This window comes from Ruegeria sp. E8 (genome assembly GCF_056533985.1).
In genome coordinates, this window is the sequence record NZ_JBQFOY010000013.1 from 88,753 (window position 1) to 114,484 (window position 25,732).

Consider the following 25,732-nt stretch of genomic DNA (forward strand, 5'->3'; position numbering starts at 1 on the left):
AAAAGGACAAAACCAACATGGCCAAAGCATTCGCGTCCCAGGGGGACATGTCAGAGAAAAAGATCAGCTTCACCGAGGTCGGCGAAGGGCTTTATGCCTTTACTGCCGAAGGCGACCCCAATTCGGGCGTGATCATCGGCGATGACAGTGTGATGATCGTCGAGGCACAGGCGACCCCACGTCTGGCCAACAAGGTGATCGAATGCGTCCGGTCGGTCACCGACAAACCGATCACCCATGTCGCGCTGACCCATTACCACGCCGTACGCGTTCTGGGCGCCAGCGCGTTTGGCGCGCAGCAGATTCTGATGTCGGACATGGCACGCGCCATGGTGGTGGAGCGCGGGCAGGAGGATTGGGACAGCGAGTTCCAACGCTTTCCGCGCCTGTTCGAAGGGCATGAAAGCATCCCCGGCCTGACTTGGCCCACAACCACGTTCAGCGACACGATGACCGTCTATCTGGGCAACCGCCGCGTTGACCTGATGCATCTGGGCCGCGCACATACTGCCGGTGATATCGTGATCCATGTGCCAGACCAGAACGTCATGTTTACCGGTGATATCGTCGAATACCACTCGGCCTGCTATTGCGGAGACGGGCATTTCAACGACTGGGGCGACACTCTGGACGCGATCAAATGGTTCGATGTGGACGCCATTGCACCGGGTCGGGGTGATGCGCTGGTCGGCAAGGATATGGTCAACGCCGCTATCGAAAACACCCGCGATTTCGTCAGCAGCACCTACCGTCCCGCAGCAAAGGTGGCCGCACGTGGCGGATCCCTGAAAGAAGCCTGGGACGCCGTGCGCGCGGAATGTGACCCCAAATTCGCCGACTACGCGATCTACGAACACTGCCTGCCGTTCAACGTGGCCCGCGCCTATGACGAGGCGCGCGGCATCGACACGCCCCGCATCTGGACCGCCCAACGCGACCTTGAGATGTGGGAAGCCCTGCAAAGCTGAGGAAAAACGGCCGAGTTTGATCCAGATCGTTTTACGCGGCGGGATTCAGTGAAACCATAAGCCAAGGCCTCCGGCGCCTGTCGCCGGGGACAAGATATGCAGCACCTTGGTGCGTCTGTTTGGGGGAGCCCATGAACAAGATCTTTGAAACACCGCTTTACGGATATGAACGCAGCCCGGATCAGGACAGCCCGACGCCCGTCAGGCGCAAAGTTGTCGTCATCGGGGCCGGTCCGGTTGGTCTGGCAGCCGCCATCGATCTGGCCCAACACGGGGTCGAAGTTGTGATTCTGGACGAGAATGACAAGGTCAGCTTTGGCAGCCGCGCCATCTGTTTTTCTCAACGTACCCTGGAAATTGCGGACCGGCTGGGCTGCGGGCATCGGTTGGTCGACAAAGGTGTGCTCTGGGACCGCGGCAAAGTCTTTTTCGATGATCGTCAGGTCTATGACTTCAACCTGCAACCGGATGAAGGCTATGCCAATCCCGCCTTCATCAATCTTCAGCAATACCATTTCGAAGATTCCTTCGTTCAACGGGTGCGGGAGTTGCAGGCAGAGGGTGCCCCGATAGAAATCCGTGGCCGTAACAAGGTCGATGCAATCGGCACGCATGACGATCACGTTCGGCTTGAGGTCGAAACACCCGAAGGCCCGTATACGCTTGAGGCCGAATGGCTGATTGCCTGCGACGGTGCGACGTCACCCACCCGGCGCATGCTGGGTATCGATTTCGAGGGGCGAGTATTCGAAGACAACTTCCTGATCGCCGATGTGGTCATGGACGCGGATTTCCCCTCGGAACGATGGTTCTGGTTCGATCCGCCATTCAACCGGGGACAATCCGCGCTGTTGCACAAACAGCCCGACAATGTCTGGCGTATCGACCTGCAACTGGGCTGGGACATCGACAAGGAACGTGAAAAGCGCCCCGAGAATGTGATCCCCCGCCTCAAGGCGATGCTGGGCGACGACGTCGAGTTTCAGCTGGAGTGGGTCTCGATCTACACCTTCCAGTGTCGCCGCATGGAAAGCTTCCGCAAGGGCCGTGTTCTGTTTGCCGGTGACAGCGCGCATCAGGTCAGCCCGTTTGGCGCACGCGGGGCCAACTCCGGTCTGCAGGACACCGACAACCTCTGCTGGAAACTGAAACTGGTGCTTGAAGGCAAAGCCCCCGAAAGCCTGCTGGACAGCTACAATTCAGAACGCGTGCACGGCGCCGACGAGAACATTCAGAAATCCAGCCAGTCGACCGATTTCATCACGCCTAAATCCGAGATGTCCCGGGTTCTGCGAGATGCTGTGCTGGACCTGAGCGAACAGTACGAGTTTGCACGGCCGCTTGTGAATTCGGGACGCCTGAGCCAGCCCTGCACCTATGATGGCTCAACTCTTAATTCTGCCGATGCCCTGGACGGCCCGGCAGGAACACGCCCCGGCTCGGCCTGCCCGGACGCGCCGCTGGGTGATGAATTCCTGCTGCCCAAACTGGCGGGCAAATTTACCCTGCTGACCATCGACGCGGACGCGCCGGATGTGTTGGAAGAAGACGGGGTTGAGGTCACGCGGCTGGCACTTTCGGTAAAGGACGACCAGACACTGGCTCTTAAGCGCCGTTATTTGGGCAATGCCACCAGCGCGGTGTACCTGATCCGCCCGGATCAGCACGTGGCGGCGCGGCGGGACAATTTTGAAGAAAACAGTTTCCGGCATGCGATCCGCAGAGCCTGTGGTAAGGAGTAAGCGCCATGTCAGATCTGATTCTAACTCCGAATATCGACAAAGCCGACGACTTCTATGCCGAGCTGTTGGCAGCGCATGAGGGGCTTGAAAAAGCCGACAGCGACGCGCTGAACGCCCGGTTGGTGCTGGTTCTGGCCAACCACATCGGCGACGAAGCAATATTGTCTGACGCCATTCGTGCCGCAGCTTTGACCGACAAGTGAAGGGTTCCTGCGTGAACGAAACCGTCCTTTTTGACTATTGGCGATCCTCGGCCAGTTATCGGGTGCGAATCGCCCTGAATCTGACCGGAATCGATTACCGCGCGGTTGTCGTCGATCTGGTGGGCGGCGCCCATAAAAGCGACGAACATATCGCGCGAAATCCACAGGGGTTTGTGCCGGTTCTGGATATTGACGGGCGGCGGCTGACGCAATCTTTGGCGATCCTCGACTATCTGGACCAGACCCGCCAAATGAACCTTCTGCCCGATGACGCGGCAGAGCGCGCACATGTGCAGGCGCTGGCATATGCGATTGCGGTGGACATTCACCCGGTCTGCAACCTGTCGGTGGCGCGTCATGCGACCGCCCTCAGCAAAGGCGCAGCTGATATGCCCGGAGATTGGATGCGGCACTTCATCCGGCCCGGCTTGCAGGCCTTTGAGGCCATGTTGGGTGAGTTTGAACAGGCCCCCTATTGTGTTGGTGCGCGGCCCGGCCTTGCCGATATCTGCCTGATCCCGCAAATCTATAACGCGCGCCGCTGGCAGGTTGATCTGTCGGACATGCCCCACCTTCTGGGCGTCGAGGCGGCCTGCGCCAGTCACCCGGCCTTTGTCGCAGCGCATCCTGACGCACACGCGCCCCAATAACATTGCACAGACCCTGTGTGCACGTCGGCCTATGCGTCCGGTCTGATCGGTCTTACCTTGGCTCCATCAGAGAAATGAGGTTCCAATGTCCGAGATCACCGGCTACCACGCCCATGTTTACTTCGATGCCGACACACAGGACGTGGCGCAACAGATCTGTGAAGAGGCTGCCCGGTTGTTCCGCGTTCAGATGGGCCGCATGCATGCCCGCAATGTCGGCCCCCACCCGCGCTGGAGTTGCCAATTGGGCTTTGCCACCGACGCGTTCGATCAGGTCATTCCCTGGTTGATGTTGAACCGGCGGGGTCTGACAGTGTTCACCCACCCGAACACCGGTGATCCTCTGGCCGATCACCGGGATCACGCGCTCTGGATGGGTGAGTTGCTGGATCTGGACCTGTCGATCTTCGACGAGACGGACGCCTAGAGCGCCCGCGCCTGATCCCGCAGAGCGAACTTTTGCACCTTGCCAGTCGATGTTTTCGGAAGGGTGCAGAACACCACGGTCTTGGGCGCTTTGAAATGGGCCATGTGATCCCGACAGAAGGCGATCAGTTCCGCTTCGGTCGCGGCTGCATCGGGCTTCAGCTCGACAAAGGCGCAGGGGGTTTCACCCCATTTTTCATCTGGACGTGCAACCACGGCCGCTTCCATTACCGCCGGGTGTTTATAAAGGATACCCTCGACCTCGACAGACGAGATGTTCTCGCCGCCCGAGATGATGATATCCTTTGAGCGGTCCTTGAGCGCAATATAGCCGTCGGGGTGCAGAACGCCCAGATCGCCGGATGCAAACCAACCGCCTTTAAAGGCCCCGTCCGTGGCGTCTGGGTTCTTGAGATACCCTTTCATCACCACGTTACCCTGCATGAATATCTCGCCCATGGTTTCGCCATCCGCAGGCACGGGTTCCATTGTTTCGGGATCGGCCACCATCAGGCCGGACAGGGCCGTATACCGAACCCCCTGCCGCACTTTCAGAGCAGCCTTTTCCACCGGCCCTTTGGCATTCCATTCGTCTTTCCAGGCGCAAACGACCGAGGGCCCGTAGGTCTCGGTCAGGCCATAGACATGGGTGACTGCGATGCCCATCGCCTCCATCGCTTCGATCACGGCCGCAGGCGGCGGAGCCCCCGCCGTCATCACCTTGATCTGGTGTTCGAAATCTTTCAGCTCGTTCGGCGCATGGGCCAGCATGTTCAGAACGATGGGCGCACCGCAGAAATGGGTAACTTTCTCATCGCGGAACGCGGCATAGATCGGTTCGGCCCTTACAGCGCGCAAACACACGGAAACGCCAGCGTTGGCTGCCATGGCCCACGGGAAACACCAGCCATTGCAGTGAAACATTGGAAGCGTCCACAGATAGATCGAATGCTGGGGCATATTCCAGTCCAGCAAGTCCGACTGCGCGTTCAGGGTCGCGCCCCGGTGATGGTAGACCACGCCTTTGGGGTTGCCCGTCGTACCTGAAGTGTAGTTCAGCGTGATCGCGTCCCATTCATCGTCCGGCAGCGTCCAGTCAAACTCGGGGTCACCTTCGGCAAGCAGGGCATCATAGGTCAGAGTGCCAAGTCTTTCACCGCCGTCATAGCTGGCGTCTTCGATATCGATGACCAGAATGTCACGATCAACTTGCTCCAACGCGTCTTTTACCACGCCTGAAAACTCGGGATCGACCAACAGCACCTTCGCTTCGGCGTGGTTCAGAATGAAAGCAACACTCGGCGCATCCAAACGTGTGTTGATGGCATTCAGAACGGCCCCGGACATGGGCACGCCAAAGTGGGCCTCATACATCTCGGGAATATTTGCCGCGATAATTGAAACGGTATCACCCTTTTCAATACCGCGCGCCGTCAGCGCCCCCGCCAGCCGACGGCACCGGGCGTAGGTTTCGCCCCATGTGTAACGGCGCTCGCCATAGACCACCGAAGGGTAATCCGGATAGACCTGCGCCGTGCGCTCGATAAACGACAAAGGCGTCAGGGGTGTGTAATTCGCCCGACATTTGTCCAAATGACGCTCGTAGATGTTTGCCGCTGCCATTCGCTGATCCTCCCCAGTCGCAGTTTGCGCGACTTGAGCACAAAGCGGGCGCGCTGACAAACCCGTAAAAATACGGCAGCACTGTCGTCTGGCGATACGGGATGATGCGATCTGGCCCTATCTACACAGGGCCTTTCGCGGTGATCTGAAGCATCTTAAACACATGCCGGGAGATGGCATTTCCATATCCCGTGCACCGCACCTCATTGAAAGGACATGTCATGGACGGCACGTTCAACGAAAACGATCTATCCCGCGTCGTCGAAGCCGACCGGGCCCATATCTGGCATCACTTGATCCAGCATAAACCCTTTGAAACCAATGATCCGCGCATCATTGTCGAAGGCAAGGGCATGCGAGTCTGGGACCAGAAAGGCAAAGAGCATCTGGATGCGGTTTCCGGCGGTGTCTGGACAGTGAACGTGGGCTATGGCCGCGAATCGATCTGTAAGGCGGTTTACGACCAGCTGATGAAGCTGTGCTATTTCGCCAACTCGGCCGGCTCGATTCCCGGCGCGATTTTCGCCGAGCAACTGATCGAAAAGATGCCCGGCATGAGCCGCGTCTACTACACCAACTCGGGATCCGAGGCGAACGAGAAAGCGTTCAAGATGGTGCGCCAGATCGCGCACAAGAAATACGGCGGCAAGAAAACCAAGATCCTGTACCGCGACCGTGACTACCACGGCTCGACCCTGGCGACCATGTCGGCGGGCGGTCAGGACGAGCGTACCGCGCAATACGGCCCCTTCGCGCCTGATTTCGTACGGGTGCCCCACTGCATGGAATACCGCAAGCACGAGCTGGACGGCGCGCCCGAAGAGAACTTTGGTGAATGGGCCGCAGATCAGATCGAAGAGGTTATCCTGCGCGAAGGTCCCGACACCGTCGGTGCCCTGTGCCTTGAGCCTGTAACCGCAGGCGGTGGTGTCATCGAAGCGCCCGAGGGCTATTGGCAGCGTGTGCAGGAGATCTGCAAGAAATACGACGTGCTGCTGCATATCGACGAGGTTGTCTGCGGCGTGGGCCGGACCGGCACCTGGTTCGGTTATCAGCAATACGGCATCAAACCCGATTTCGTGACCATGGCCAAGGGCGTTGCCTCGGGCTATGCCGCGATTGCCTGCATGGTCACCACCGAAGAAGTCTTTGACATGTTCAAGGATGATGCCTCGGACCCGATGAGCTATTTCCGCGACATCTCGACCTTTGGCGGCTGCACCGCCGGCCCAGCTGCGGCGATCGAAAACATGCGCATTATTCAGGATGAAAACCTTCTGGACAATTGCGCAGCCATGGGTGACCGCATGATGGGTAACCTTCAGGCGCTGATGGAAAAGCACAAGGTCATCGGCGACGTGCGCGGCAAGGGCCTGTTCCTGGGCGCTGAACTGGTCGCAGATCGCGGCAGCAAAGAACCGGTGGACGAGAAACTGGCGCAAGCAGTTGTGGCCGACTGTATGAATCAGGGCGTGATCATCGGCGTCACCAACCGCTCGATCCCCAGCCGCAACAACACGCTGTGCTTCTCGCCCGCGCTGATCGCGACGGCGGATGATATCGACCAGATCACCGACGCGGTCGATGGCGCATTGGGACGTGTATTTGGGTAGAATTTAGCAGGATTGAACCAACTAACCGGCGCGGAAATCGCGCCGGTTTTCTGTTGATAGGCTCGGTTTTATGTGGCCGGGCCTACTGGCAAGCGCCCTAAGTATCATCCACAGCAGCAATCACCCAACTGAATTGGCGGGCACGGCACTGTGGCGTACGAACAGTAAACACAACAGTCGCCTTCCTTCGGCTTCAATACCGTGCCGCAGGACTTGCATTCGTAGAACCACTGACAGGCATCCGTCGGCATTTCCTCGGTTTCGCTGTGCCCGCACTTTGGGCAGGTCAGGGTGCTTTCAAGCACTACAGTCTGGTCTGTCATGGTCTCACATCTGCATAATCAGGTAGTCGTTGATCCGAGCCTCGTAGAACACAACAAACCAGGCCAGGATGGTCATCGCGGTCGTTCCCCAAAGCCACCATTTCAGTTTTGGCAGTGATCCGCGGCGATAGGATATCAGCCACGACACCGCGACAAGCACGGTCGAAACCGCCAGAACATAGTAGCTTATTGCAGCAATCCTTCCAAAGATCGCCATCCAACTGCCGCCCAACCCCAACAGCATCATCACCATGGGCAGCACGCAGCAAGTCGCGACCCCTAGCGCCGACAGCGACCCAAAATAACTGAGGCTTAGGTATTTTGGCATTCCGCCCCCCCTGATGGCTCTGATCACCCCCCGTTGTCGTGGCAGTGTCCATTCGTATAACTTCTGTAGCCACTACAGGAGCAAGGCAGGAAAGCTCACATGTTTGCGATCGGAGAAGCGTCCCGGCAAAGCGGCGTGGGAATTGAAACTATCCGCTACTACGAACGCGAAGGGGTCGTGCCAAAGCCGGAACGGACACCAAAAAATCGGCGCATGTACTCCACAAACGATATTGAACGGCTTCGTTTTCTGAAGAAGTGTCGCGATCTGGGTTTTCCACTTGCAGACGCAAAAACACTTCTCGATCTGTCCGAGGGCGATAGCGAGGATTGCCAATCCGTCAAGCGATTGGCCGAGCTTCATATTTCCAACGTGCGCGAAAAGATAACAGAACTTAAGCGTTTGGAAGTGGCGTTGAAAAAGCTCACAGCAAACTGTGAAAGCGGAAACGTTTACTGCCCAATGCTCTCTCGGCTGCGCACTGTGTAATGGAGTTTTGGTCACCGGTGTGCGATCGCCCCGGTGCTTGAACAAAAAAAAGCCGCCCCAACGGGACGGCCTTTCATTCACTGTCTCTCGAAAGAGGATCAGGCAGTCAGAGCGGCCTGAGCTTTGGCGACGATCGCGCCGAACGCTTCCGGTTCGTGCACGGCTAGGTCGGCCAGAACTTTGCGGTCCACTTCGATACCGGCCAGGTTCAGGCCGTTGATGAAGCGGGAATAGGTCAGTGCCTCGTCATGCGAACGGACAGCAGCGTTGATACGCTGGATCCACAGCGCGCGGAAGTTGCGCTTGCGGTTCTTACGGTCGCGGGTTGCGTATTGGTTGGCCTTGTCGACGGCCTGACGGGCAACCTTGAAGGTGCTCTTGCGGCGGCCATAGTAACCTTTGGCGGCCTTGATAACCTTCTTGTGACGGGCGTGAGTTACGGTTCCACCTTTAACGCGGGACATCTCTTAATCTCCTCTTAGCGGTCGTAGGGCATGTAGCCCTTGACGATCTTGGCGTCGGGGGCGGACAGGGTGGTGGTGCCACGGGCGTCGCGGATGAATTTCTTGGTCCGCTTGATCATGCCGTGCCGTTTACCGGCCTGGCCTGCCATGACCTTGCCGGTCGCAGTCACCTTGAAGCGCTTCTTGGCGCTCGATTTGGTCTTCATCTTAGGCATTTCCGTCTCCTTTTCCGGGTTCGGTTCCAAACGCGACTCGGCATGCCATCTCGGCCGGTCACGCGATCAGAAGCGCCGTTTACGCAAGTTTTGTCATACTGGCAAGGGGTCTGAGACCGGAATCTGCACTTTTCGCAGGGCGGTCAGGCACCGGGGCGACAAATGCCGCCCCGGTGGATTGGATTAGTGCTCGAACTTGCGGATTTCACCGGTTTTCAGCCGTTCGGCATAAGATGCCAGCTCCTGACGCACCACTTTCATCAGGAAATAGAGCGCAAAGACGTTCACCACAGCCATGGCGAAGATCGCCGCATCCGAGAAGTCGATGACCGGGCCAAGGTTGGCCGCGGCACCGATCACCACGAAGACGCAGAAGATGATCTTGAACACCAGTTCCTTGGTGTGACCTTCGCCGAACAGGTAGGTCCAGGCCTTGAGGCCGTAATAGGACCAGCTGATCATGGTCGAGAATGCAAACAGCACCACGGCAATCGCCAGGATGAACGGGAACCAGCTGAACGCGCTGCCGAAGGCTGCCGAGGTCAGGCTGACGCCGGTATTGCCATCAACGGTCGCAATCGCATTGCCTGCTTCGTTCAGCATGTAGTTGCCGGTTGCCGGATCAACGATCAGCTGTTGCGTGATGATGATGACCAGCGCGGTCATGGTACAGATCACGACCGTATCGATGAACGGCTCAAGCAGCGAGACAAACCCTTCCGTGATCGGTTCCTTGGTCCGTACCGCCGAGTGGGCAATCGCTGCCGAACCAACACCCGCTTCGTTCGAGAACGCCGCACGGCGGAAGCCCTGGATCAGCGCGCCTACCATGCCGCCTGCAACGCCGAGGCCGGTGAAGGCACCCGCGAAAATCTGGCCGAAGGCCCAGCCGATCTGGTCCGCGTGCATCAGGATGATGACCAGCGCCGCCAGCACGTACATGACACCCATGAACGGCACGACCTTTTCGGTCACACGCGCGATGGATTTCAGGCCACCCACGATGACTGCAAAGACGATGCCCGCAAAGACCAGACCTGTGATCCAGCCCGGATAGTCGCCGACAATCCCGGCAATCTGCTGGTGCGCCTGGTTGGCCTGGAACATGTTGCCCCCGCCCAACGCGCCGAGGATACAGAAGATCGAGAACAGAACCGCGAGAATCTTACCACCGGGCAGGCCCAGCTCGGCAAAGCCCTTGGACATATAGTACATCGGACCACCGGAAACGGTGCCGTCGTCATATTCGTTACGGTATTTCACGCCCAGCGTACATTCGGTGAATTTCGACGCCATGCCCAGCAGGCCCGCGACGATCATCCAGAATGTGGCACCCGGTCCACCGATCCCGATGGCCACCGCCACGCCGGCGATATTACCCAGACCAACAGTACCGGACAGCGCCGTGGCGAGCGCCTGAAAGTGACTAACCTCACCTGCGTCGTTCGGGTCGGAATAGTCTCCTTTGACAAGGCTGATCGAGTGTCCAAAGAAGCGGAACTGCACGAATGCGAAATACAGCGTGAAAACCGTGGCCGCGACCACCAGCCAGCCCACGATCCACGGGAAACCGGTTCCCGGGAAGGGCGCGAAGATAAAGCTGACGAAGGGCCCCGTTGCATCGGCAAAGGCCTGATTGATCTTGTCATCAAGGCCCGGAGCCTCTTGCGCCGAAGCAGCGGTGGCCATCATGGCAGCCGCCGCCGAAAGGTAAATGTGTTGAAGCGTTTTCATGTTTCTGCCCACCTCAATTTACAACTGTGACCGGAACGTCGGCATGCATCACAAGGTTCTGTGTCGAACTGCCGAAGATGCGTTTCTTGATCCCATCCGCCGAAGACCGGCCCACTACGATCTGAGAGCCGCCGTTTTCAACGGTGATGGCGTTCAGGGTCTCGGCCACGTCGCCGTGACGAACGATGCCGCGCGCCTCGAAACCAGCCGCTTTGAGGGTATCGACCGCAGGCGTCACGATGCGTGACGTTGCCAGCTCAACCTCTTCCTCGCGCCTTTTGTGGCGTAAGGCGTTTTCTTCCGGTGTCTGAAATGTGTAAGGGGACCATTCAATCACATAGGCGACCAGCAGCTCGCATGATCCGATCAGCTTTGCCAGGTCTTTGGCAAAGGCAATCGCACGCTCACCGGTCTCTGTCCCGTCGAGTCCTATGACAATCTTTGTTGTCATCTTGTTCCTCCGTTATTTTTGTTAGGTCCGGGGCCCACGCCCCCGGCAGGGCAGCCGGAACTTGGAACTTTGGCTAAAGACTGCCCAGTTAAAATCTTCAGGAAATTCTACCTGAGAATGTACGGCATTCTGCCAAATTCATCCCCTCGGGTCAATTTTCTCTTAAATATCAAGTTTTTCATCCGGAAAAGCAGAAACGGCTGCGATGGTGCAGCCGTTTGCAAGGGGCCTTTCCCGAGCAAATGAGGCCTGAATTACTCGGGATCGGTGCTGTAAATCAGACGTTCGTCACACGGGGCCACCCGTAAAATGTTGGTGGTGCCGGGAACGTTGAAAGGTACACCGGCGGTAACCACGATCTGATCCACCTCGGTGGCGAAACCACCCGCCCGCGCCGCACGGGCTGCGTTGACCACTGCCCCTTTGAACCGTTGCAGTTCCGGCGTCATCACACAATTGCAGCCCCAGCTCAGGCACAACCGGCGTGCGGTGCCCCGTTGCGAGGTCATGGCAATGATCGGCACTCCGGGGCGTTCACGCGCTGTCAGCGAGGCTGTTGTGCCGCTCTGAGTGAAGCAACAGATCGCCTTGATATCGGTCTTTTCGGCGATCTCGCGTGCAGCCGCGACGATGCCATCGGCCACAGTGCTGCCCTTGGCGGACCGCGATGCCGCGATGATCTGGGTGTAGGTCGGGTCTGCTTCGACCTCGATGGCGACCTTGTTCATCGTTTGCACCGCCTCGATCGGGTAGGAACCGGCGGCGGATTCAGCGCTGAGCATAATGGCATCCGTTCCTTCGTAGATCGCGGTGGCCACGTCCGAGACCTCGGCCCGAGTGGGCATCGGGCTTTCGATCATGCTTTCCAGCATCTGCGTCGCAACGATAACCGGTTTGGCGGCGCCACGGCATTTGCGGACCAGACGTTTCTGGATCGGAGGTACAGCAGACACCGGCAGTTCAACACCCAGATCGCCCCGCGCCACCATGATCCCGTCTGATGCATCCAGGATATCGCCAAATGCCTCGACCGCGGCGGGCTTTTCGATTTTGGACAGGATCGCGGCTCGACCATCGGCCAGCGCGCGGGCTTCGAACACGTCCTTGGCGCGCTGCACGAAACTCAGTGCCAGCCAGTCAACGCCCAGTTGACAGACAAATTCAAGGTCATCGCGATCCTTGGCCGACAGGGCCGCCAGCGGCAGCACCACATCGGGAACATTCACGCCCTTGCGGTTTGAAATCGTACCGCCCACTTCGACCGTGCAATTCGCAAAATCCTGACCACAGTCCTGAACGGTCAAACGAATCTTGCCGTCATTCACCAGAAGGCGCGCGCCCGGCTCGAGCGCTGCAAAAATCTCGGGATGTGGCAGGCAGACCCGAGTGATGTCCCCAGCAGCGGGATCAAGGTCGAGACGGAATTTGGCACCTTCTTCCAATTCCTCCGCGTCATTGGCAAAGACACCAACGCGCAGTTTTGGGCCCTGAAGGTCGGCCAGAATGGCAATCGGGCTGTCCAGATCCTTTTCAACCTGCCGGATAATCTTGTGCCGTTCGCGAATCTCGTCGTGGCTGCCGTGACTCATGTTCAGTCGGAATACATCCGCCCCGGCCTCGTGCAGGGCGCGAATGGTGTCATAGTCATTGGACGCCGGTCCCAGCGTCGCCACGATCTTTACATTTCTCAGGCGTCGCATTGGTCTTGGCCTCCTCACGTCGTCTTAGGTAGCGGATACGGTACTGCGAAGTGTTACCGCAAACATTGCAAGGATGCTTATTGCGCAATTCCCTTTTCAAAGCAACTGGCCTACACCTGCGACAAACTAGATGACAGGCTCATGACATACACCCCGTTTTTCGTCCACGGCGAGGATCGTCCATCCCGCTGGCTGATCACATGTGACCACGCAACCAATACCGTCCCCCCCGAGGTGAGCAGCGGTGACCTCGGCCTGCCGCGTGAAGATATGGAACGCCACATCGCCTACGATGTCGGTGCGTATGAGGTGTCAAAACATCTTGGCGAGATCCTGAACGCGCCGGTGATTGCGGCCAACTTCTCGCGCCTCGTCATCGATCCCAACCGTGGGGAAGATGACCCGACACTGCTGATGAAGCTCTATGATGGCTCGATCATTCCCGGCAATCGTCATGCGGATGCCGCCGAGCGCGAGCGTCGGTTGAACATGTGCTATCGCCCCTATCACGACGCATTGGCTCAGATGGCCGCCTTGCCCCACGCCGTGATCGTTTCGATGCACTCTTTCACCCGTCAACTGCGCGGACGTGACCCGCGGCCCTGGCATATCGGCGTGCTGCACACCCCGGACGAGAGGTTCTCACGCCCTCTGATCAACCGGCTTCAGGCCGAGGACGATCTGTGTGTCGGCGTCAACGAGCCTTACACCGGGGTGTTGCCGGGCGATGCGATTGACAAGCACTGTACCGCGTTTGGCCGTCCCAACGCCCTCATTGAACTGCGCAACGACCTGATCGCAGACCATGCCGGGCAAAGGGAATGGGCCGAGAGATTGGCCCCGATCCTTCAGGACGCGTTAGAGGCCAGCGACCTTTAACCGCAAGTCCTGCACAGGATTTCTACGCCTCACGCCATTGTGAACGCGCCCTCTGATCCCCATCTCATCCGGGAAAGGGGATCATCGTGACACATGAATTTCTGACGACGTTTTTCGGCTGGATGGCGGCACTCAATATCGCAGTTCTTCTGACCACCACCGTCATGATCCTGCTTTTGCAGGATTGGATCGCAGGCCTTCACGGCAGGATGTTTCAGATGGAACGCCCCGACGTGAAACGTGCCTATTTCAGATACCTCGCCAACTACAAAATCCTCACACTGATCTTTTGCATTGTGCCCTGGCTGGCCCTGAAACTGATGTAAGCAGGTTCGGATCCTGTGTCCGATTGTTGTATCAGGGCAGCAGGATTGTTAGGTCAGGCACAGCACACAAAGCCACCCGGAGCCGCATCATGGACACGCAAACCGAAATCGAACTTCAGGCCGCCGCTTTCCGCCGGTTGCAAAAACACCTGATGGAAGACCGCACCGACGTTCAGAATATCGACATGATGAATCTGGCCGGGTTCTGCCGCAACTGCCTGTCGCGCTGGTATCAGGAAGCCGCCAATGAGAAAGGCATCGAGATGGGCAAGGACGAAGCCCGTCAGGTTTTCTACGGCATGACCATGGATGAATGGAAAGCCAACTACCAAACCGAGGCCAGCCCCGAGAAACAGGCCGCCTTCAAAGTTGCCTTCGACGAGAACGTCACCAAAAAGGGCTGAGCCCTGAAACGAACAAGGCCCGCCGATATGGCGGGCCTTTTCTTTAAATTGCCGCCTTGCGGCTTTCGTCCAGGTAAATCTCGCGCAGGCGCTTGGCAATCGGCCCTGGCGTACCATCGCCCAGCGCCACACCGTCAATCTCGACCACCGGCATGACGAAGGCGCTGGCTGACGTGGTGAAGGCCTCGTCGGCCTCTTTGGCTTCGTCGATGGTGAACAGACGTTCTTCGATTTCCATCTGCGCCTCAGCCGCCATGCGCAGAACTGCTTTACGGGTGATCCCGTGCAGGATGTCATTGGACAGCGGGCGGGTGACGATCTTGCCGTTCTTGACGAAATAGGCGTTGTTGCTGGTGCCTTCGGTCACGTAACCGTCTTCAACCAGCCACGCATCGTCGCAACCCGCTTTCTTGGCCATCATCTTACCCATCGACGGATAGAGTAGCTGCACGGTCTTGATGTCGCGGCGACCCCAGCGGATATCGTCGATCGAGATAACCTTGGCACCTTTTTGCGCCGCCGGGCTGTTGGCCAGACCGGGTTTGTTCTGGGTGAACAGGACAAGGCTGGGCTTTGTATCCGCCGAAGGGAACACGAAATCCCGGTCGCCGTCCGAACCGCGGCTGACCTGCAGGTAAACAAGGCCCTCTTCAATGCCGTTCAGTTCCACCAGCTTGCGATGAATCTCCAGCAGCTCGTCCTTGGTGCAGGGCTCGGCCATCTCCAGCTCATCCAGTGACCGCTTGAGGCGCACAGCGTGACCCTCGAAATCGATCAGCTTGCCGTCCAGAACGCTGGTCACTTCGTAAACGGCGTCTGCGAACAGAAAGCCACGGTCAAAGATGGACACCTTGGCCTCGGTCTCGGGCAGGTATTCGCCATTTACGTAAACGGTACGGGTCATGTCATATCCTTTTCGTCTCCGGGCTTCGCCCGATCCTCACTGAAAACGATCCACTGGATCGTTTTCCAGACGTTCGTCACCCCCAGAGCGCCGCAACAGGCGGGTGCACTCCGGCATCATCAAAAATCAGCGGGGTGTCGCGGTCTTCGGCCAACAGAAGCGGGCCGTCAAGGTCCGTTACCATCGCACCCTGCGCCAACAATGTCGCAGGCGCCATTGCAAGTGAGCTACCAACCATGCAACCGACCATCACGCGATAGCCTTCCGCCAGTGCCTGCTGACGCAGCGCCAGCGCCTCGGTCAGGCCGCCTGTTTTGTCCAGCTTGATGTTTACCACATCATACTTGCCTTTCAGCTTAGGCAGGCTGGACCGGTCGTGGCAGGATTCGTCGGCACAGACGGGCACCGGGCGGTTCATCCCAATCAACGCATCGTCTTCCCCGGCGGGCAGAGGCTGTTCGACCAACGCAACGCCCAAGCGAACCAGATGCGGGGCAAGATCGGCATACACTTCGGCGGACCAGCCTTCATTCGCGTCCACGATGATTTTCGATTCCGGCGCGCCCGCACGAACGGCCTCTAGCCGGGGCATATCATCCGGCGTTCCCAGCTTGATCTTCAGCAAGGGGCGATGCGCATTCTCAGCCGCCTGAGCCTGCATCTTTTCAGGCGTATCCAGCGACAGCGTATAGGCAGTGATCTCGGGGCCCGGCACCGGCAACCCGGCCAATTCCCACGCGCGTTTCCCGGCACGCTTGGCCTCAAGGTCCCACAGCGCGCAATCGACGGCATTGCGTGCGGCACCAGCGGGCAGCAGATCCATCAGCGACTGGCGGGTAAACTCGGCAGGAAGCCCGGCAATCTCGGCTTCAACCGATTCGAGCGTCTCGTCGTAGCGCGCATAGGGAACACATTCACCCCATCCCTGATAGGTTCCATCTGAAATCCGAACCGTCAGAACCTTTGCTTCGGTTCGCGACCCGCGCGAGATGGTGAACACCTGCGCTAGCCGAAATACATCCCGAGAGACTTCTACTTGCACGCAGCCGCTCCTTCATCTTTTTCCAAATACTCCCGCCGGAGGCGGACAACTCCGCCTCCGGCGCGGCGCTTAGATCACAATGCGGCCAGCGCATCCACCAGTTTACCGGCACCGAAGCGGAACGGGTCGGTCGCGGGCAGACCCATCTCTTCTTCTACCTTTGCCAAATACGCTTTGGCTTCGTCTTCGCTCAGGTGCTGCGTGTTGACCGACACACCTGCAACCTGACAGTCCGGGTTACCGACCCGCGCCAGTGGCAGGGCGGTATCACGCAGCTGTTGCAATGTGGGCAGGGAATATTCGGGCAGGCCGCGCATGTGGGTCCGGGTCGGTTCATGACACAGGATCAGCGCATCAGGCTGACCGCCATGGACCAGTGCCATGGTTACACCCGAATAAGACACGTGGAACAGCGAGCCCTGACCTTCGATGTGGTCCCAGTGATCCTCATCATTGTTCGGCGTCAGATATTCGACCGAACCAGCCATGAAATCGGCAACGACTGCGTCCAGCGGAACACCCTGACCGGTGATCAGGATGCCTGTCTGGCCCGTCGCACGGAACGTCGACTTCATACCGCGCTTGCGCATCTCGGCATCCATCGACATCGCCGTATACATCTTGCCCGCCGAGCAATCGGTTCCGACAGCGAGGCACCGCTTACCAGTGCGCTTGCGACCATTTGCGATTGGGTAGCCCACTGTAGGCACGCGCACATCATGCAAGGTGCAGCCATGCGTCTGCGCGGCAGCGACCAGATCGCCTTCGTCGCGCAGCAGATTATGCAGCCCCGATGCGATATCGTAACCCATTTCCAGCGCTTCGATCAGAACCTCCTTCCAGGCTTCGCTGATCACGCCACCACGGTTGGCAACGCCGATGACCAGAGTTTTCGCTCCGGCCGCTTTGGCTTCGGCCAGAGTCATGTCTTTCATGCCCAGATCGGCCTTGCAGGCCTCCATACGGTACTGGCCTACGGCGTTCTCCGGGCGCCAGTCCCGGATTCCGATGGCCACTTTGGCCGCCAATTGGTCGGGCGCATCGCCCAAAAACAGCAGGTACGGTGTCTCGATCATTGCGGTCACTCCTTTGATTCCGACGCACCCTATGAGACGCGCTCAGCGAGTGTTTCGCGTTTTTATCCGGCAACATTGCACTGCGTTGTAATTTTTCCCGCAAATTCGCATGATCGCGCAAGAATCTCCCAAGTTTTAAAACTGATTAAACTTTAACCACCTCAATACCCGCCTTTCGCAGTGATTGCTGCGACCGCATTGCCGCAGGTGCACAAAGGTTCTTGCGAAGATGCGCGCAATTTAATACCTCATTGAGCAAGAAAATCGCAACTTCCTTTCCCGAACGAGGTCCAAATGAGCTTTCGCATTCAACCCGCCGCCCCTGCGCGCCCCAATCGCTGTCAGCTGTTCGGACCGGGTTCAAACACCAAACTGTTCCCGAAAATGGCAGCCTCTGCTGCGGATGTAATCAACCTCGACCTTGAGGACTCGGTCGCACCGTCGGACAAGGATGCAGCACGCGCCAATGTCATCGACGCGCTGAACACCGTGGACTGGGGCAACAAATACATGTCCGTGCGCATCAACGGGCTGGATACGCCCTACTGGTACCGCGACGTTGTTGATGTACTGGAACAGGCAGGCGACCGGCTGGATCAGATCATGATCCCCAAAGTCGGCTGCGCGGCGGATGTCTATGCGGTGGATGCCCTGGTCACGGCGATCGAGCGCGCCAAGGGCCGCACCAAACCGATCAGCTTCGAAGTTATCATCGAATCTTCTGCCGGTATTGCTCATGTCGAAGAGATCGCAGCCTCGTCCCCCCGCCTACAGGCCATGAGCCTTGGGGCGGCGGATTTTGCCGCCTCGATGGGGATGCAGACCACCGGCATCGGCGGCACACAGGAAAACTATTACATGCTGCGCGAAGGCGAAAAGCACTGGTCCGACCCGTGGCATTGGGCGCAGGCCGCCATCGTCGCCGCTTGCCGCACCCACGGCGTATTGCCGGTGGATGGCCCGTTCGGCGATTTCAGCGACGACGAAGGCTACATCGCTCAGGCCAAACGTTCGGCGACCTTGGGCATGGTGGGCAAATGGGCGATCCATCCCAAGCAGATCGCGCTGGCCAACCAGGTCTTTACCCCGTCGGATGAGGCCGTTTCCGAGGCCCGCGAAATCCTGGCCGCAATGGAACAGGCCAAGGCAAATGGTGAAGGCGCAACCGTCTATAAGGGACGTCTGGTTGACATCGCCTCGATCAAACAGGCCGAAGTGATCGTTGCACAGGCCGAATTGATCGCCGCTAACGGCTGAGACGAAAGAAAAAAAGGCGCCTGATCGGGCGCCTTTCTTACCTTAAGGTCAGCGACCAAAGACCTCGTTAGGCGTCCATGTGAAGCGTTCACCCTTCTTTCCTGACTTCATCATCAGGCAAGAGGTTCCCAGTTTTTGGAAATAAACGATCTTCAGCGGATACCATCCCGCCTTGGGCACTTCTACTTCAGTTCGTTGATTGGCTTCACAGCCTTGAATACCAGTTACCCGGCCAATCTGCTGGCCACCAACCCAAGCTTCGATCCCGTCATTGGACCATGTTTCGAGCTCATATGTGCCGGGTGAATCGAACCGCATGAATCCCGTAACCTCGGCGGCGACATTATAAGCACCGTCGAACGTCATGACATCCTCACCTTTACTGGTGTCTCTGTAATCCAACCCCCGCAACGGTTTTCCGGGTTTCGCCTTAGACAGCATGCTTTTGGCCTGGCTCAGATCTCGGATCTTTTTGTGTTGGTTACCGGTACCATGGTATTTCACATTCAACCCTGCCTTCGGAGAAGGCTGTGGATTGGCAGGTTGCAATTTCAGCGGAGCGGACAGCGCTGCCCCGGCAACAACCAACATGGCAATCGTAGCTGCCGCTGTTTGAAAGAGTTTCATCGATATCTCCCTGTTTGCGTGCCGTTGTGGCTGGGCGTATCCCCTGGCAACGTTCTTGCGATGACACTAGGCCCTGATTTTGGGGCCTGCAAGAGAGTGAAGCTTCACAATCGCAGTGCTTATGCCCGCAAGTCCTTGGGCGATCCCATGACCACATAAGACGTGATCGAGGTGACATGGGGTAGTGTTCCCAGCACTTCAGTATGAAAGGTTTTGTAGGATGGCAGGTCGGCGCATTCGACGCGCAGCAGGTATTCGATCGTCCCCGTTATGTTGTGGCATTCGACTACTTCTGGGGCTTGTTGCAAGGCTCGTTCGAACCCCTCCTGTGCGGCTTTTGTATGTTCGCCAAGCCCAACGCCGATGTAAGCGACAAAGCCCACGCCCATGGCGACCGGGTCCAGAACGGCGCGATAGCCTGTTATGACCCCGGCCCTTTCAAGCTCTTGAACACGACGCAGACAGGCGGACGGTGACAGGCCGACCCTTTCGGCCAGTTCCAGATTGCTGATCCGCCCGTCGCTTGTGAGTTCGCGCAATATCTGGCGGTTTATTTGATCATTCTTCATCATAAATTGCAGAAATACCGGAAACCTGCACGAAAAAGCAATTTCATTTGTCGTTTGAGCGACGATACTCCGGCATTATGACGTACGACATCCTGACGGCCCTGATTGTCTTTGCTTTCGTGACCTCGATAACGCCGGGGCCGAACAACCTGATGCTGATGGCGTCGGGCGCGAATTTCGGCTTTCGGCGTTCTGTTCCGCATATGTTGGGTATCGGGATTGGTTTCACTCTCATGGTGTTGCTTGTCGGCGCGGGGCTGGTGCAGGTCTTTGACCGGTATCCGGTCAGTTATACCGTGCTGAAACTCGTGTCGGTGGTTTATCTGCTGTATCTCGCGTGGAAGATCGCACATGCCGCGCCCGCCAAGAGCGCCGATACAGCGGGGACTCCCATGACATTTTTGCAGGCAGCCGCTTTTCAATGGGTAAACCCAAAAGCCTGGGCCATGGCCCTGACCGCCACGACGGCCTACACGCCAAACCAGACCTTGCACGCGATTGTCCTCGTGGCGCTTGTATTCGGAGCGGTGAACCTGCCGTCCGTCAGCACCTGGACCTTTCTGGGACAGCAGATGGCGCGGGTATTGACGAACCCGCGCCGATTGACTGCGTTCAACTGGACCATGGCGGTTCTGCTTGTTGCCTCGCTCTACCCCGTTCTCTGGCCCAACTGAGTTACTTCAGAGGCAGGCAGATTTCGGTCAGCAGATCCTCGGGCGCGGTTTCGCGCGGGTCGTTGAGGTAGATCTCATAACATGGCTGATCTGCCGGCTCCTCGCCGGAATCCGGCAACCAGTTGCCAAAAAGGCTGTGATACGCGGCCGCGATCCCGGAATAGGGCCCTTTGTAGGTCAACACGGCAGTCTTACCGCCGGGGATGGACAGCTCTTCCATATCTTCAGGCGCGGTATCGCCCCGGAATTCAGCGCCCGCGTAGCTTCGCAGCTGATCTTCGGGCACATCGTCGGGGCTGTCGAGGTAAAGCGCCAGAATCGGTCCGACCTGCGGCCATAATTTTCTGGATTCGCACAAGGCTCCGAACGCCTCGAAGCTTTTTCCGATCTTCGAATACGCGCCCTGATGTGGCAGCGCGACGATGCGGCGGGCGGGTTCTGTACGGGTTGAAATGGGATGCATCGGATATCCTCCGGTTTTGAAATCGGGATGGGCGGGCATGAACTGCCCGGCCTTGCGAAAGGCGGCAGGGCTGCTGCCATAGGCCTCGGAAAAGACCCGCGCAAAAGAGTTGGGATTGGGATAGCCGACAGACAGCGCGATATCCGGGATGGTCCGATCTGACCGCACCAGCCATGTGGCCGCGCGATGCAGGCGAATGCGACGCACCGCCTGCGCACATGTTTCACCGGTCAGGGCGCGAAACACCCGATGCCAGTGAAACCGGGACATGGCGGCCACGTCAGCCAGCGCATCCAGTGACAGGTCCCCGGCGGGATTGTCATGAATATAGGCCAAAACGCGCAGCACGCGGTCTTCATAGCTGACGGCCATCGGTATCCTTCCTTCTCTTTGCCCAACTGTGGTTGCACATTCTCAGACCACAAATCTTGCTGAGTTGCATCCGGAGCTACGTCAGGGCATATAGCCGAGAACTTCCGCGTTGAGAGGCGTCATGACCCAGTATCTGGATTTCGAAAAACCGCTGGCCGAGATTGAAGGCAAAGCTGAAGAGCTGCGCGCGCTGGCTCGTGCCAACGAAGAAATGGACGTGGCCGAAGAAGCCGCCGCGCTGGATGCCAAAGCCTCCAAGCTGCTGGAAGAGCTTTATGAGGATCTGACCCCCTGGCGGAAATGCCAGGTGGCGCGTCACCCGGAACGCCCGCACTGCAAGGATTATGTGGATGCGTTGTTCACCGAGTTCACGCCCCTAGCCGGTGACCGCAACTTTGCCGACGATCTGGCCGTCATTGGCGGCCTTGCCCGCTTCAACGACCAGCCCGTGATGGTGATCGGGCACGAAAAAGGCAGCGACACCAAATCCCGGATCGAACGGAATTTCGGTATGGCCCGCCCCGAAGGTTACCGCAAGGCGGTACGTCTGATGGAGATGGCCGGACGCTTTGGCCTGCCGGTGATCACCCTGATCGATACCGCAGGGGCTTACCCCGGTAAGGGTGCCGAAGAACGTGGACAATCCGAAGCCATTGCCCGGTCGACCGAGATGTGCCTGAAAATCGGCGTGCCTCTGGTCTCGGTCATCATTGGCGAAGGCGGCTCGGGCGGTGCTGTGGCCTTTGCCACGGCAAACCGTGTGGCGATGCTGGAGCACTCGGTCTATTCGGTGATCTCGCCGGAAGGCTGCGCCTCGATCCTTTGGAAAGATGCCGAGAAGATGCGCGAAGCGGCCGAAGCGCTGCGTCTGACCGCGCAGGACCTGCACAAGCTGGGTGTGTGCGACAAGATCATCACCGAACCCAAAGGCGGTGCGCATCGCGACCGTCCGGCGGCCGTAGAAGCGGTGCGTGCAGCCATTGCTGACATGCTGCAAGAGCTGGACGGCAAAGATGCGGCGGCCCTGATTCAGGACCGCCGTCAGAAGTTCCTGGATATCGGATCGAAAGGGCTGGCGGCGTAACCGTCAGCCGCCCAATCTGCGCAGCAAGTCAACCGAAGGTTCGCCGGTGACCGCCAGACCATTGGCGCTTTGATAGGCGCTGATGGCTGAAGTGGTGTTTTTACCGATCACCCCATCTGCGCCTTTGGTGTCATATCCGGCTGATGTCAGGCGACGCTGCAACTCTTTGCGATCCTCCAGCGTCAGACCATTTGCATCCGGCCCGAACGAGGCCTGAAACGGTGCGCCGCCAGCGATCCTGTCTGCCAGATGGCCAACGCCGATCGCATAGCTGTCCGAGTTGTTATAGCGCTTGATCACCTGAAAATTTCGGAACACGGCGATACGCGGCCCCGGTGTCTGCGGCTGCAGAACGGCGACAGGTGTGCCTGAGACGGTCCCGGCTTCTCCACCCCAGGGTTGGCCCCTCACCCAACCGGCGCGTGCGAGGTACGACGCGGTCGAGGCCAGCGAATCCGTCGGATCCTCGGACCAGATATCGCGCCGCCCGTCACCGGTGAAATCGACCGCATAGGCCAGGTAGGAGGTCGGGATGAACTGTGTGTGTCCCATCGCCCCGGCCCAACTGCCGGTCATGTTCGCGGGTGTGGTATCGCCCGCTTGCAGGATGCGCAGGGCCGCAACCAGTTGCTTTTCAAAGAACGCGCCGCGCCGCCCGTCATAGGCCAGCGTCGACGTGGCCGAGACCACCGGCACATCCCCACGGCGCGCGCCATAGCGGCTTTCCAGTCCCCAGACGGCCACGACGATTTCCTTGTCCACACCGTATTGAGCCTCGATCTGCGACAGGGTGCCATTATGTTTCCGCAGCATCTGCTGACCGGTTGCGATCCGCTCGTCTGACGCGGCGATGGCCAGATAATCCTCGAGCGAGCGTTTGAATTCGACCTGATTGCGGTCACGTTCGATCACGTCGGGCAAGTACCCAGCCCCGCGAAATGCCTGATCAAGGGTGGCTTGGGAAATCCCCTGCGATGTGGCGCGGGTTTTAAACCCGGCAACCCAGGCATCCCATCCTGCGTTGGGAACGGGTCGCATACGGGATGCTGGGGCGCTGGTCGGCGCAAGGCCGCCGGTACAGGCGGTCAATACTGTTGATCCGAGGCAAATGGAAAAGGCGCGGCGCGTAATCATGGCTGAGGTCTGCTCTTGTTTGTGATTTGCCTCAAGCGTACCCCAAATCGCCCCCCGCAGGCCAGAACAGTGACGCAGTGACAGAACATTGAAACGATGTCGGCAGGAAGCCGCTCAGCTAACCAGCAAACGCAGCCCTTGGGTCACGTCCGACCGTACTGCCAGCCGCAATCCGGGTTCGTCCCCGGCCTTGAGCGCGGCAATGATCAATTTGTGATAATGCGGCGGCTCGGTGCGTCGCAACCGCCCGTACAGCGCGCGCATCGTCGGTCCAAGTTGCAGCCAGACGGTTTCCGCGATGGCCAGCATCGCAGGGGCTTGCGCACGCAGATACAAGGTGCGGTGAAACTCCAGATTGGACCGGATGTAACCGACCGCGTCCCGCTTGATCACCGTTTCGGCAACCGTCATGTTGATGCTTTGCAACCGGTCGATCAGCGCAATATGTGCGCGTGGCAGGGCTCGACTTGCCAGTTCGACCTCCAGCAAAGCGCGCAACGCCGCCAGCTCCTCAATCCGGTCATTGGTCAATTCGGGCGTCGAGACCCGACCCGAGGTCGACAGGAACAAGGCCCCTTCCGCGGCCAGACGGCGCACCGCCTCGCGCGCCGGGGTCATCGAGACGCCGAACTCCTTGCCGATGCCGCGCAGGGTCAGCGCCTGACCCGGCGCCATCTCACCATGCATGATTCTGGATCGCAGCACCCGGTATACCCGGTCATGCATAGCGGTTTGGGTGTCGGAGGGGCGTGCGCTCAACATGCGCTTATGTGATCACAAATTGGCGCAAGGTCAACTCGGCTATGTGTCAAACCTGTAGCGATGCAACTCGGCCCCGTTGTCGCGCAACCAGCGGCGGGGGTGTTGATAGGGACCAAAGATCTTCTCGACCTGCGCCCAGAAAGCTGGGGAGTGGTTCATCTCGGCCAGGTGCGCCACTTCATGCGCGGCCACATAGTGCAGCACCTCGGGCGGCGCCAGAATGAGACGCCATGAGAACATCAACCCTCCATGCGAACTGCACGAGCCCCAGCGCGAACGCGTGTCGCGCAGGCTGAGCGTGGTGTACGGACGCCCCAGCATGGCCGCATAGTCGTCACATGCACCGGTCAGCCGGTCCCGCGCCAGTTCCCTGAGGAACCGGGCCAACCGCCGTGCTTCCGACCCTTCGGGAACCGCGACTTCATCTGCTTGCAGCAGAACCCGCCGACCGGTGGCCGGGACGATTCGCCGGACAACGCCTTCAATCGGGATTACTTGCCCAAACTGAACCAAGGCCATATCCGGTCGATCCTGCAAGTGCTGTCGAATCCATTCTTCTTTGGTTCGCGCAAAGTTCAGAGCTTCGGTTTCAGGCACGCCAATCGGATAGGTCAACGTAACCCGGCCATCCAGTTGCGAAATTCGCAGGCTGATACGCCGCGCCCGGGCTGATTTGCGCAACCTGAGCGGCACCGGCGGTGTCCCTGGCAATGCGTGCTCTCCCATATCGCGACCTCTCTTGCGCAAAGACTTTGACAGTGCCCTCTAGCTGTGGCACGTGAGCTGAATCATTTAGACGACTCACCTGATATCAAGGGGATTTGACATGCCCAAGGAAGAATGGGGCGTAAAACGTGTTTGCCCGACAACCGGTAAGCGGTTTTACGACCTGAACAAGGACCCGATCATCAGCCCCTACACTGGCGAGATCGTGGAGCTTGAGACATCCAAAAGCCGCATGATCGCGGCGGATGCAGAAGATGCAGCTTCGGTCAAAGCGCGTGAAAACGCGTCGGACGAGGATCTGGTTCTGGACGATGACGACAATGTCGATGTCGAACTGGATGACGATCTGCTGGATGACGATGACGACAGCAATGATGACGTTTCTCTGGACGACATCACCGACATGTCCTCGGAAGACGAAAACTGATCAAGCGGAAGGCGGCCCCTCGGGTCGCCTTTTTCATTCAGTGGACAACCCGGACGGAAAGTTGCTGCCAATTCCAT

General features: G+C 58.6%; 31 protein-coding genes. 14 read left to right on the forward strand and 17 right to left on the reverse strand.

Annotation, left to right across the window (positions count from 1 at the left end; translation table 11 throughout):
• The first annotated feature begins 17 nt into the window (after positions 1 to 17).
• The 5 genes from ACR0LF_RS16415 to ACR0LF_RS16435 all read left to right on the forward strand — a co-directional run bounded on the left by ACR0LF_RS16415 (position 18) and on the right by ACR0LF_RS16435 (position 3,990).
• Complete coding sequence (locus ACR0LF_RS16415) at positions 18 to 968, forward strand: MBL fold metallo-hydrolase (protein ID WP_480581604.1); 951 nt, start codon at positions 18 to 20, stop codon at positions 966 to 968.
• A 131-nt stretch (positions 969 to 1,099) separates the two neighbouring features.
• Positions 1,100 to 2,710, forward strand: coding sequence for an FAD-dependent oxidoreductase (locus ACR0LF_RS16420; protein WP_480581606.1), 1,611 nt, complete (start codon positions 1,100 to 1,102; stop codon positions 2,708 to 2,710).
• A 5-nt stretch (positions 2,711 to 2,715) separates the two neighbouring features.
• Positions 2,716 to 2,913 carry a DUF2783 domain-containing protein gene (locus ACR0LF_RS16425; protein WP_480581608.1) on the forward strand — a complete coding sequence of 66 codons (198 nt, stop codon included), beginning with the start codon at positions 2,716 to 2,718 and terminating at the stop codon, positions 2,911 to 2,913.
• 11 nt (positions 2,914 to 2,924) lie between these two features.
• Positions 2,925 to 3,563, forward strand: coding sequence for a maleylacetoacetate isomerase (maiA, locus tag ACR0LF_RS16430; protein ID WP_480581610.1), 639 nt, complete (start codon positions 2,925 to 2,927; stop codon positions 3,561 to 3,563).
• 85 nt (positions 3,564 to 3,648) lie between these two features.
• Positions 3,649 to 3,990 carry a DOPA 4,5-dioxygenase family protein gene (locus ACR0LF_RS16435; protein WP_480581612.1) on the forward strand — a complete coding sequence of 114 codons (342 nt, stop codon included), beginning with the start codon at positions 3,649 to 3,651 and terminating at the stop codon, positions 3,988 to 3,990.
• On the opposite strand, the gene ACR0LF_RS16440 is transcribed toward ACR0LF_RS16435, so the two are convergent.
• Positions 3,987 to 5,612: an acyl-CoA synthetase gene (locus tag ACR0LF_RS16440; RefSeq protein ID WP_480581614.1), complete on the reverse strand. Its 1,626-nt coding sequence runs from the start codon at positions 5,610 to 5,612 to the stop codon at positions 3,987 to 3,989. The two genes, ACR0LF_RS16435 and ACR0LF_RS16440, sit on opposite strands and share 4 nt — an antisense overlap.
• Positions 5,613 to 5,833: 221 nt before the next feature.
• Here ACR0LF_RS16440 and ACR0LF_RS16445 point away from each other — a divergent pair, with 221 nt between their 5' ends.
• Complete coding sequence (locus tag ACR0LF_RS16445) at positions 5,834 to 7,225, forward strand: aminotransferase family protein (RefSeq protein WP_480581669.1); 1,392 nt, start codon at positions 5,834 to 5,836, stop codon at positions 7,223 to 7,225.
• Between the two features lie 104 nt (positions 7,226 to 7,329).
• On the opposite strand, the gene ACR0LF_RS16450 is transcribed toward ACR0LF_RS16445, so the two are convergent.
• Together ACR0LF_RS16450 and ACR0LF_RS16455 are read right to left on the reverse strand one after the other, a co-directional pair.
• Complete coding sequence (locus ACR0LF_RS16450) at positions 7,330 to 7,548, reverse strand: GDCCVxC domain-containing (seleno)protein (RefSeq protein WP_480581616.1); 219 nt, start codon at positions 7,546 to 7,548, stop codon at positions 7,330 to 7,332.
• Positions 7,549 to 7,552: 4 nt separating this feature from the next.
• Complete coding sequence (locus ACR0LF_RS16455) at positions 7,553 to 7,876, reverse strand: hypothetical protein (RefSeq protein ID WP_480581618.1); 324 nt, start codon at positions 7,874 to 7,876, stop codon at positions 7,553 to 7,555.
• A gap of 99 nt (positions 7,877 to 7,975) precedes the next feature.
• On the opposite strand from ACR0LF_RS16455, the gene ACR0LF_RS16460 reads away from it, so the two are divergent.
• Positions 7,976 to 8,365 carry a MerR family transcriptional regulator gene (locus ACR0LF_RS16460; RefSeq protein WP_480581620.1) on the forward strand — a complete coding sequence of 130 codons (390 nt, stop codon included), beginning with the start codon at positions 7,976 to 7,978 and terminating at the stop codon, positions 8,363 to 8,365.
• 98 nt (positions 8,366 to 8,463) lie between these two features.
• On the opposite strand, the gene rplT is transcribed toward ACR0LF_RS16460, so the two are convergent.
• The 5 genes from rplT to pyk form a co-directional block, all read right to left on the reverse strand.
• Positions 8,464 to 8,829, reverse strand: a complete 366-nt coding sequence (gene rplT / locus ACR0LF_RS16465) for a 50S ribosomal protein L20 (protein ID WP_152457001.1) — start codon at positions 8,827 to 8,829, stop codon at positions 8,464 to 8,466.
• Positions 8,830 to 8,843: 14 nt separating this feature from the next.
• Positions 8,844 to 9,044: a 50S ribosomal protein L35 gene (gene rpmI / locus ACR0LF_RS16470; protein WP_005981143.1), complete on the reverse strand. Its 201-nt coding sequence runs from the start codon at positions 9,042 to 9,044 to the stop codon at positions 8,844 to 8,846.
• Positions 9,045 to 9,227: 183 nt separating this feature from the next.
• A complete protein-coding gene (locus ACR0LF_RS16475; RefSeq protein ID WP_480581622.1) occupies positions 9,228 to 10,778 on the reverse strand; it encodes an alanine/glycine:cation symporter family protein in 1,551 nt (516 codons plus the stop codon).
• A 13-nt stretch (positions 10,779 to 10,791) separates the two neighbouring features.
• Entirely contained in the window at positions 10,792 to 11,229 is a 438-nt protein-coding gene (locus ACR0LF_RS16480) for a universal stress protein (protein ID WP_480581624.1), read from the reverse strand.
• Between the two features lie 254 nt (positions 11,230 to 11,483).
• Positions 11,484 to 12,929, reverse strand: a complete 1,446-nt coding sequence (gene pyk, locus ACR0LF_RS16485) for a pyruvate kinase (RefSeq protein WP_480581626.1) — start codon at positions 12,927 to 12,929, stop codon at positions 11,484 to 11,486.
• Positions 12,930 to 13,070: 141 nt separating this feature from the next.
• On the opposite strand from pyk, the gene ACR0LF_RS16490 reads away from it, so the two are divergent.
• From ACR0LF_RS16490 to ACR0LF_RS16500, 3 genes are all read left to right on the forward strand, one after another.
• Entirely contained in the window at positions 13,071 to 13,808 is a 738-nt protein-coding gene (locus tag ACR0LF_RS16490; protein ID WP_480581628.1) for an N-formylglutamate amidohydrolase, read from the forward strand.
• An 86-nt stretch (positions 13,809 to 13,894) separates the two neighbouring features.
• Positions 13,895 to 14,134: a DUF6868 family protein gene (locus ACR0LF_RS16495; protein WP_480581630.1), complete on the forward strand. Its 240-nt coding sequence runs from the start codon at positions 13,895 to 13,897 to the stop codon at positions 14,132 to 14,134.
• Positions 14,135 to 14,223: 89 nt separating this feature from the next.
• Positions 14,224 to 14,538, forward strand: a complete 315-nt coding sequence (locus ACR0LF_RS16500; protein ID WP_480581632.1) for a DUF1244 domain-containing protein — start codon at positions 14,224 to 14,226, stop codon at positions 14,536 to 14,538.
• A gap of 43 nt (positions 14,539 to 14,581) precedes the next feature.
• Here the strand turns inward: ACR0LF_RS16500 and ACR0LF_RS16505 are convergent, their stop codons facing one another.
• The 3 genes from ACR0LF_RS16505 to dgcN form a co-directional block, all read right to left on the reverse strand.
• On the reverse strand, positions 14,582 to 15,442 hold the full coding sequence (locus tag ACR0LF_RS16505; protein WP_480581634.1) for a D-amino-acid transaminase: 861 nt from the start codon (positions 15,440 to 15,442) through the stop codon (positions 14,582 to 14,584).
• 76 nt (positions 15,443 to 15,518) lie between these two features.
• Entirely contained in the window at positions 15,519 to 16,484 is a 966-nt protein-coding gene (gene dgcA, locus ACR0LF_RS16510; protein WP_480581636.1) for an N-acetyl-D-Glu racemase DgcA, read from the reverse strand.
• A gap of 74 nt (positions 16,485 to 16,558) precedes the next feature.
• Entirely contained in the window at positions 16,559 to 17,560 is a 1,002-nt protein-coding gene (gene dgcN, locus ACR0LF_RS16515; protein ID WP_480581638.1) for an N-acetyltransferase DgcN, read from the reverse strand.
• Between the two features lie 294 nt (positions 17,561 to 17,854).
• Between dgcN and ACR0LF_RS16520 the strand changes: the two genes are divergently transcribed.
• Positions 17,855 to 18,817 carry an L-malyl-CoA/beta-methylmalyl-CoA lyase gene (locus ACR0LF_RS16520; protein WP_480581640.1) on the forward strand — a complete coding sequence of 321 codons (963 nt, stop codon included), beginning with the start codon at positions 17,855 to 17,857 and terminating at the stop codon, positions 18,815 to 18,817.
• 48 nt (positions 18,818 to 18,865) lie between these two features.
• Here the strand turns inward: ACR0LF_RS16520 and ACR0LF_RS16525 are convergent, their stop codons facing one another.
• Complete coding sequence (locus ACR0LF_RS16525; RefSeq protein WP_480581642.1) at positions 18,866 to 19,444, reverse strand: PA14 domain-containing protein; 579 nt, start codon at positions 19,442 to 19,444, stop codon at positions 18,866 to 18,868.
• Between the two features lie 119 nt (positions 19,445 to 19,563).
• A complete protein-coding gene (locus ACR0LF_RS16530; RefSeq protein WP_480581644.1) occupies positions 19,564 to 20,016 on the reverse strand; it encodes an Lrp/AsnC family transcriptional regulator in 453 nt (150 codons plus the stop codon).
• A 74-nt stretch (positions 20,017 to 20,090) separates the two neighbouring features.
• Between ACR0LF_RS16530 and ACR0LF_RS16535 the strand changes: the two genes are divergently transcribed.
• Positions 20,091 to 20,687 (forward strand): LysE family translocator, encoded by a 597-nt coding sequence (locus ACR0LF_RS16535; RefSeq protein WP_480581646.1) that lies wholly within the window; start codon positions 20,091 to 20,093, stop codon positions 20,685 to 20,687.
• 1 nt (position 20,688) lies between these two features.
• Here the strand turns inward: ACR0LF_RS16535 and ACR0LF_RS16540 are convergent, their stop codons facing one another.
• On the reverse strand, positions 20,689 to 21,522 hold the full coding sequence (locus ACR0LF_RS16540) for an AraC family transcriptional regulator (RefSeq protein ID WP_480581648.1): 834 nt from the start codon (positions 21,520 to 21,522) through the stop codon (positions 20,689 to 20,691).
• 121 nt (positions 21,523 to 21,643) lie between these two features.
• Here ACR0LF_RS16540 and ACR0LF_RS16545 point away from each other — a divergent pair, with 121 nt between their 5' ends.
• On the forward strand, positions 21,644 to 22,606 hold the full coding sequence (locus ACR0LF_RS16545) for an acetyl-CoA carboxylase carboxyltransferase subunit alpha (protein ID WP_480581650.1): 963 nt from the start codon (positions 21,644 to 21,646) through the stop codon (positions 22,604 to 22,606).
• Between the two features lie 3 nt (positions 22,607 to 22,609).
• Here the strand turns inward: ACR0LF_RS16545 and ACR0LF_RS16550 are convergent, their stop codons facing one another.
• The 3 genes from ACR0LF_RS16550 to ACR0LF_RS16560 all read right to left on the reverse strand — a co-directional run bounded on the left by ACR0LF_RS16550 (position 22,610) and on the right by ACR0LF_RS16560 (position 25,228).
• The gene (locus tag ACR0LF_RS16550) at positions 22,610 to 23,740 is read right to left on the reverse strand and encodes a lytic murein transglycosylase (RefSeq protein ID WP_480581651.1); all 1,131 of its coding nucleotides are present in this window, start codon (positions 23,738 to 23,740) and stop codon (positions 22,610 to 22,612) included.
• A 114-nt stretch (positions 23,741 to 23,854) separates the two neighbouring features.
• Positions 23,855 to 24,502 (reverse strand): GntR family transcriptional regulator, encoded by a 648-nt coding sequence (locus tag ACR0LF_RS16555; protein WP_480581653.1) that lies wholly within the window; start codon positions 24,500 to 24,502, stop codon positions 23,855 to 23,857.
• A 39-nt stretch (positions 24,503 to 24,541) separates the two neighbouring features.
• A complete protein-coding gene (locus tag ACR0LF_RS16560; protein ID WP_480581655.1) occupies positions 24,542 to 25,228 on the reverse strand; it encodes a M48 family metallopeptidase in 687 nt (228 codons plus the stop codon).
• Between the two features lie 100 nt (positions 25,229 to 25,328).
• Here ACR0LF_RS16560 and ACR0LF_RS16565 point away from each other — a divergent pair, with 100 nt between their 5' ends.
• Entirely contained in the window at positions 25,329 to 25,655 is a 327-nt protein-coding gene (locus tag ACR0LF_RS16565) for a TIGR02300 family protein (protein ID WP_480581657.1), read from the forward strand.
• Positions 25,656 to 25,732 lie beyond the last annotated feature (77 nt).